The 6,000-nt window shown below is 40.6% G+C and carries 6 protein-coding genes and 1 tRNA gene; 5 read left to right on the top strand and 2 right to left on the bottom strand.

Annotated features, from left to right (window positions below):
• Positions 1-502 precede the first annotated feature (502 nt).
• Complete coding sequence (locus PseudUWO311_RS22750) at positions 503-1,735, bottom strand: ABC transporter substrate-binding protein (protein ID WP_190303626.1); 1,233 nt, start codon at positions 1,733-1,735, stop codon at positions 503-505.
• A 58-nt stretch (positions 1,736-1,793) separates the two neighbouring features.
• Positions 1,794-3,296, bottom strand: coding sequence for a serine/threonine-protein kinase (locus tag PseudUWO311_RS22745; RefSeq protein WP_142657508.1), 1,503 nt, complete (start codon positions 3,294-3,296; stop codon positions 1,794-1,796).
• Positions 3,297-3,382: 86 nt separating this feature from the next.
• Here PseudUWO311_RS22745 and PseudUWO311_RS24770 point away from each other — a divergent pair, with 86 nt between their 5' ends.
• From PseudUWO311_RS24770 to PseudUWO311_RS22720, 5 genes are all read left to right on the top strand, one after another.
• Entirely contained in the window at positions 3,383-3,703 is a 321-nt protein-coding gene (locus PseudUWO311_RS24770) for a chlorophyll A-B binding protein (protein WP_223807703.1), read from the top strand.
• Positions 3,704-4,027: 324 nt separating this feature from the next.
• Entirely contained in the window at positions 4,028-4,780 is a 753-nt protein-coding gene (locus PseudUWO311_RS22735; RefSeq protein ID WP_142657507.1) for a metal ABC transporter ATP-binding protein, read from the top strand.
• Positions 4,781-4,882: 102 nt separating this feature from the next.
• Positions 4,883-5,296 (top strand): alternative ribosome rescue aminoacyl-tRNA hydrolase ArfB, encoded by a 414-nt coding sequence (gene arfB, locus PseudUWO311_RS22730; protein WP_142657506.1) that lies wholly within the window; start codon positions 4,883-4,885, stop codon positions 5,294-5,296.
• A gap of 11 nt (positions 5,297-5,307) precedes the next feature.
• Complete coding sequence (locus PseudUWO311_RS22725; RefSeq protein WP_142657505.1) at positions 5,308-5,793, top strand: hypothetical protein; 486 nt, start codon at positions 5,308-5,310, stop codon at positions 5,791-5,793.
• A gap of 132 nt (positions 5,794-5,925) precedes the next feature.
• Positions 5,926-5,999 (top strand) — tRNA-Met (locus PseudUWO311_RS22720).
• Position 6,000: the final 1 nt, after the last annotated feature.

Below are 6,000 nucleotides of genomic sequence, written 5' to 3'. Positions count from 1 at the left end.
CGCTGTCACGGTGAAGATACTTTAGGGGTAGCTCTACGGGAAAATAGCTCGATGCCAAGCTTAATTTTAAGAAAGCGAGGAGGAGGGAGATAACATTGTTATCTCCCTCCTCCTCGCTTTTTGCTTTCTCTTCTTTGTTGATATGGCTATTGCCATCTGTATTAACGCGAGTTCAATATTGCGATTTGCGCAATGCGGAGCATAGCGCAAATCGCGAAAAACGGTAAGAATCACGAAGTGATTCTTACCGTTTTTCGCTTTCGTCGAACAGATGTTGTATTAGGGACTCACACAAAATAATCGACTCCAAAAGATAGCGGCGGGCTCCGTCCGCTGCTATCTTTTGGAGTCGATTATGTAGATCATGTTTTCTTTAGAGTTTCCTTAGACAAAATTTTAATTTTAATCATACTTCCCAAATGATAGAAATTATCCTAGTAAATGATTAGGGTTGCATGGCAAAGCTGCGTAACCCTAATCATTTACTGAGAATAGAAAAGTATTACTGGATGAATGTGAACTTGCCGCTATTGCCGTCAGGTTCCATTTTAATTTGAGCTACAAAAAATTGTTTCTGGACAATTTCGCCTTCAGGAGTGAAAGATATCTCTCCAAGAGGAGTTATGTATTTACCTGTCAACAATGTGTCATTTAATTGGGTGCGAAGTTGTGGCAGAGCTAGTGTAGATATCTTGGTCGTTTTATCTAGAGTACTCAACGCTTCAACAAATACTTGTACACCTGTAAATGCTTGAGCTGTAAACTGTGGTGGTTCTTTTTTGTTCTGTTCAGTATAGAGTTTGCGAAAATTAGTATTGATTTCATTCTTCATCTCAGGGCTATAGGCTTGAGCAATGATGATGCCATCGCAGAGAGCTTTACATACTGGCAGAAGATTGGATGTGTTTAACCCATTTCCGCCGATGATTAGACCTTTGTAACCTAGCTCACGCAATTGTTTTACCAGATTTCCACCATCAGCAGATAGCCCTGAAATGATAATTAAATCAGGTTTGATATTAATTGCATTAGTAACTTGAGATTGAAAATCGGTATCAGTAGTTTGGAAGGTTTGTACTGTTGCTAGTTCTAGACCTTTTTGCTTAACTGTTTCCTGAAAAGTACCTGTTTCCGATTTGCTGAAAGCATCGTTTTGGGCGAAGAAGACTGCGACTTTCTTGATTTGGGGATTGATTTTGAGTGCTGCATCGATCGCATTAGGAGCTACAACGGCTACAGGAGCTGAAACCCGTGCAATATATTTGCCGATTTGAGGAATGCCTTTGGCAGTATTTGATGGCGCAATCACGGGAACCCCTGCGCGTTCAGCGATTGGGTCAGCGCTAAAGGCTTGTTGTGAAAGTGTAGGTCCAACTATACCTACAACTTTATCTTGGGAAATTAGTGTGTTAAAGGCATTAATTGCGCCTTGTTCATCACCTGCGGTATCTTGGAAGACTAAGCGAATTGGTGTGCCATTGATACCACCTTTTTTGTTGAAATAAGCCTCAGCAATTTTAGCGCCAATGACTTGTTCTTGTCCAAGCAAAGCGACATTGCTGGTTTGGGCAACGGCGATACCGATGGAGATTGGGTTTTGATTGCCGCTCGTGGTGGGGCTATTAGTAGGGGTGGTTGTGGTGGAGTTGTTTGTTGGGGTGCAAGCCACTGCTAGTAAGCAGGTCATAAGAGCTGCGATCGCGTAGCTAAAAAGTTTTTTGATAGATTTTGCCATAATTCAAGAAGCCTTAAAATAGCTATTACTCGAATCAGTCTATCAAAGTAGGTGTAATTTACGAATTGTCCATACTTTGACGGCAGATTTCTAGCCGATAGAGAACTGTATCGACCAGATTAAATCCTTCCCAAAAAAACAGGCTTGGCAAATGACCTCGTGGTGCAGAGATCTTGAAGGTTAGATTCTCATATTTACGCCAAATCTTTGGAGAAAATTCCAGATTTAACCAACGTGGTTTGCGCCATCCAACGCGATCAGCAAACTTCTCATAGACCTTGGCAAATTCCCAGTAGTTATTTTCTTCATAGATCAACCTGCCGCTAAGACTTTTCCATATTCGTTGCTGAATACTCCAACCAAAGCGATTATCACTAGCTTGTATCCATGCTTGGTCGATCGCTATCCACACATCACAAGAAATCTGATCGATGTCACTGGAAGTTAATTCGGCAATTCTATTTTTATTTGCGAGTTCTAAAATGATTGTGTTAGTAAGTAGATCGCTTTCTTGCCATTGACCTAAATTTAAAGCTTCAATTAATTTCTTTATCTGAGGGTTGTTATGTTGATTAATATAGCTAACTCCTAGATTGTTGGAATTAATACCTGAGCTAATTGTTGCAAATTGGAGATCATTCAAGACCTCTGTAGCAGAACCATAACGATTAGCGATCGCTCTTTCTAAGAGCCGATTGAGAATTCCTGCTAAATGACTAGATATGGAAGTTTGTAGTTTTTCTCGCCAAATCCAGCGATCGCTTTCATCATCATATAGATCAAATGGGGAAATCCCTGTCAGTAGATAAATGCAGGTTACTCCCAAACTATAGAGATCGCTTTGAGGAATAGCCTTTCCTCTTGCTTGTTCAGGAGCGATATATTCGGCGCTGCCGATTAAAGTTCCTGTGCGATTGGTCGTATCGGTTGTAATGGCTTTGGCTGCTCCGAAGTCAACTAGAGCAAAACTGATTTCAGGAGTATTCGTAATTGGTGATTTGTAATCGGCGTTCCTTTCTTCTTGACCTCGCTCTGAAGATTGTAAAGATCGCTTGATAACATTGTCGGGTTTGATGTCGCGATGGATAACTTGTCGATCATGGATGAATTGAAGAACTGGCAGGATATTTGCTAGTAATTCATAAATCTGTGCTTCGCTAAATATGCCATTACGCTGCAATTCGATGTAGAGATTTTCACCTACAATGAGTTCTTGAACTAGATATAGACATCCATCTTCTTCAAAATAGGCGATTAACTCAGGGATCTGTGGATGAGAGCCTAATGCTTTGAGTTGGGCAGCTTCACTTTCAAATAGAGCGATCGCTTTTTTCATTAGATCAGGGTCTTGAAACTGTGGCAGAAATTGTTTAATTACACAAAGCTGACCCAATCGTCCTAGATCTTTGGCTTGAAAAGTCCGCCCCATGCCGCCCTGCCCAAGGAAAGAGATCGCCTCGTACAATCCCTTAAGCTGTAGGTTTTTGCCACAATTTATGCAAAACCTCCCGCCTTCGGGATTATTTGGCTTTTGGCAGCTAGGGTTGAGGCAGTAGGGCATATTTCTGATGGTAGATTTACATTTGTTTACATTAAATATAAAGTTTAATTAATTAATATAAAACTTCTGTAGGAAAGTAATTAATCATGGTAGTCACACCAACAAATATTTCATCTAAGGATAAGGATACTTCCACAACTGTAAACAAAGCAGTAGGTCTTAACGTAAATCCTACAGGGGCAGGCGTATTTGGTTTCAGTAATTTTGCCGAAACTTGGAATGGTCGTATGGCAATGATTGGATTAGTTGCAGGGTTTGCTAACGAAGTTGCGACTGGTAAAGGTATTCTTGCTCAGGTTGGTATTACTGGCGGTATCAGCGTATTATTTACACTCTTCTTTGCTGGCTTCACAGTTGCTACTTTGCTTGGTTACTACGCAGTAAAAGCTACTCAAAACGCTGAATAATATCAGTTATTGCTACATTTACTAATTAAAACCCAAGAGTTATTTGGCGGCGCTCCGCGCCGCCAAATAACTCTTGGGTTTTATGTCATATTAGACTTGGCGTTTTTACATCACAATGGCAACGCCGTCTTGATAATTCAGTAAATTCAAAAACGTGACTGGGTTTAAATTTCAATTCTTAAAAGTGTAATTACATCTTTGAGTACATGTATAGAGTCTTTGAAAAAGGAAGGGTGATTAACACGCTTCCTTTTTTTGTTGGCAGAGTGCTAAATTATAGGTATAGTTTTGAAAACGATTATCATTGTTTGAGCATCAGCATCTATGCTTGAAGTGCAAAACCTGTCTGTTAACTATCGCGAAGCTTCAGCTTTGTTAGATATTTCTTTTAGTCTCAAATCTTCATCATTAGTTGGATTGATTGGCCCCAATGGAGCTGGTAAAAGCACATTACTCAAGTCGATGCTGGATTTGATTCCTTCTCAAAGAGGACAGGTTTTTTATCAAGAAAGACCACTTAAGCAGCAGCGCCAAAAAATTGCCTATCTTCCCCAGCGATCGCAGATTGATTGGGACTATCCTGTGACTGTCTGGAATGTGGTGATGATGTCGCGTACTTTGCATAGTGGATGGTTCGGGAAAACCAGCCGCCAATCAAAGGAAATTGTGCGTGAAGTATTGGAGCGTGTAGAACTTTATGACTTGCGCGATCGCCCTATTAAGCAGCTTTCAGGTGGACAACAGCAGCGTGTATTTTTAGCAAGAGCTTTAGCGCAACAGGCTGATATTTTGTTGCTAGATGAGCCAATGACCGCAGTGGATAAAAAGACTGAGGCGTTAATGTGGAATATCCTTAATGAGCTAAAGCAAGAGGGTAAGACCTTACTAATTAGTTGCCATGAATGGGGTGATAGTCTTGATCGTTATGATCAGTTATTACTACTCAATCGTCATTTAGTTGCTAGTGGTAGCCCTCGCCAAGTTCTTACTCCAGCAAATATTCAGGCTGCCTATGGTGCATCAGTTGAGCAGATCGATCATAGCGATCGCTCTGGCGAAGAATTATTATTTTGTTGATTTAACTAAAAAATAAAAGTCGGTGCTTTGATCCCACGTCCCTTTTGTTATTTCACTATAAAATATGCACAGTAGACAGATAGATTCGCTTTAGATAATTTCATGCTCCAAATCTCCAAACATAAATCTATAGCGATCGACGAAATTAGTATTACTGCCATCCGATCGCAAGGTGCTGGTGGTCAAAATGTTAATAAAGTTTCGACAGCGATTCATCTGCGCTTTGATATCAATGCATCTTCCCTGTCGCCTATTTACAAAGAACGCTTACTCAGCTTAAGCGATCGACGCATTACCAAAGATGGCATTCTGATTATCAAAGCCCAACAGCATCGTACACAAGAGCAAAATAAAGAAGATGCTCTAAAACGTCTTCAGTTGTTAATCCAAAGTGTGGCAATCGTTCCAACTAAACGTAAACCCACAAAACCATCACGGAGTGCTCAAAATCGACGGATCGATAATAAAACTAAGCGGGGAGAGATTAAGGCTTTAAGAGGTAACATAACCGAGTAGTGATGAAGCAGATGCTTAATTCATCAGAACGCAAGGCTAAACTAGCACAAAAATTAGCAGAATTTCGACAGCGATCGCAGTTAAAAGAATCTCAGCAATTACTGATTTCGCTGGGTATTTCCTTAGACGCTTGCAAAATATTTTTACCAAATACTGATATATGCAATCGCCTTGAGCAATGGCTAAGTCAATCATTGCCTTGGCAATGTGGTCAGATAGATTGGCAAAAGGTGTCTGGGAGTATTTGTGAGAGTTGGGGTGATCAAGTTATTTCTGCCTTTCATTCACTTTGTCAAACCCAGCAGCTTGGGAATCCCATTGTAAATATAGTCTGGTTCCTGGCTGCTCATCCAATTCTAGAAATGCCGTTGGAGTTGGTCAAGCTTTCTCTAGAAGAAATTGTGGCTGAAGATTGGGATACGTGGATCTTTGATCCAGTCGCTGGACGGTGTATTGAGTTTCACCACAAAGGGACTATGTGTTATGGCAAATTGTGAAAAATACCAAAATCGTTTTTTTAAGCCCGCCTGCGGCGGGCTTAAAAAAACGATTTTTATAATGAGAATTGCTGATTACCAAGCTAATATTGCAAAATATTTACGTCAGTTATGCTATATTAAGAAACGCACGGCAGCTTGGCTCAGGTGGTTAGAGCGACGGTCTCATAATCCGTAGGTCCCGGGTTCAAATCCCGGAGCTGCTAT

It is taken from the genome of Pseudanabaena sp. UWO311, assembly GCF_006937785.1.
Taxonomy (GTDB): domain Bacteria; phylum Cyanobacteriota; class Cyanobacteriia; order Pseudanabaenales; family Pseudanabaenaceae; genus Pseudanabaena.
This window is presented reverse-complemented; position numbering and strand designations above follow the sequence as displayed.

Excerpts from the sequence above, each read along its gene's own strand:
- PseudUWO311_RS22750 (WP_190303626.1), bottom strand. The coding sequence starts at position 1,735 with ATGGCAAAATCTATCAAAAAACTTTTTAGCTACGCGATCGCAGCTCTT.
- PseudUWO311_RS22745 (WP_142657508.1), bottom strand. The coding sequence starts at position 3,296 with ATGCCCTACTGCCTCAACCCTAGCTGCCAAAAGCCAAATAATCCCGAA.
- PseudUWO311_RS24770 (WP_223807703.1), top strand. The coding sequence starts at position 3,383 with ATGGTAGTCACACCAACAAATATTTCATCTAAGGATAAGGATACTTCC.
- PseudUWO311_RS22735 (WP_142657507.1), top strand. The coding sequence starts at position 4,028 with ATGCTTGAAGTGCAAAACCTGTCTGTTAACTATCGCGAAGCTTCAGCT.
- arfB (WP_142657506.1), top strand. The coding sequence starts at position 4,883 with ATGCTCCAAATCTCCAAACATAAATCTATAGCGATCGACGAAATTAGT.
- PseudUWO311_RS22725 (WP_142657505.1), top strand. The coding sequence starts at position 5,308 with ATGCTTAATTCATCAGAACGCAAGGCTAAACTAGCACAAAAATTAGCA.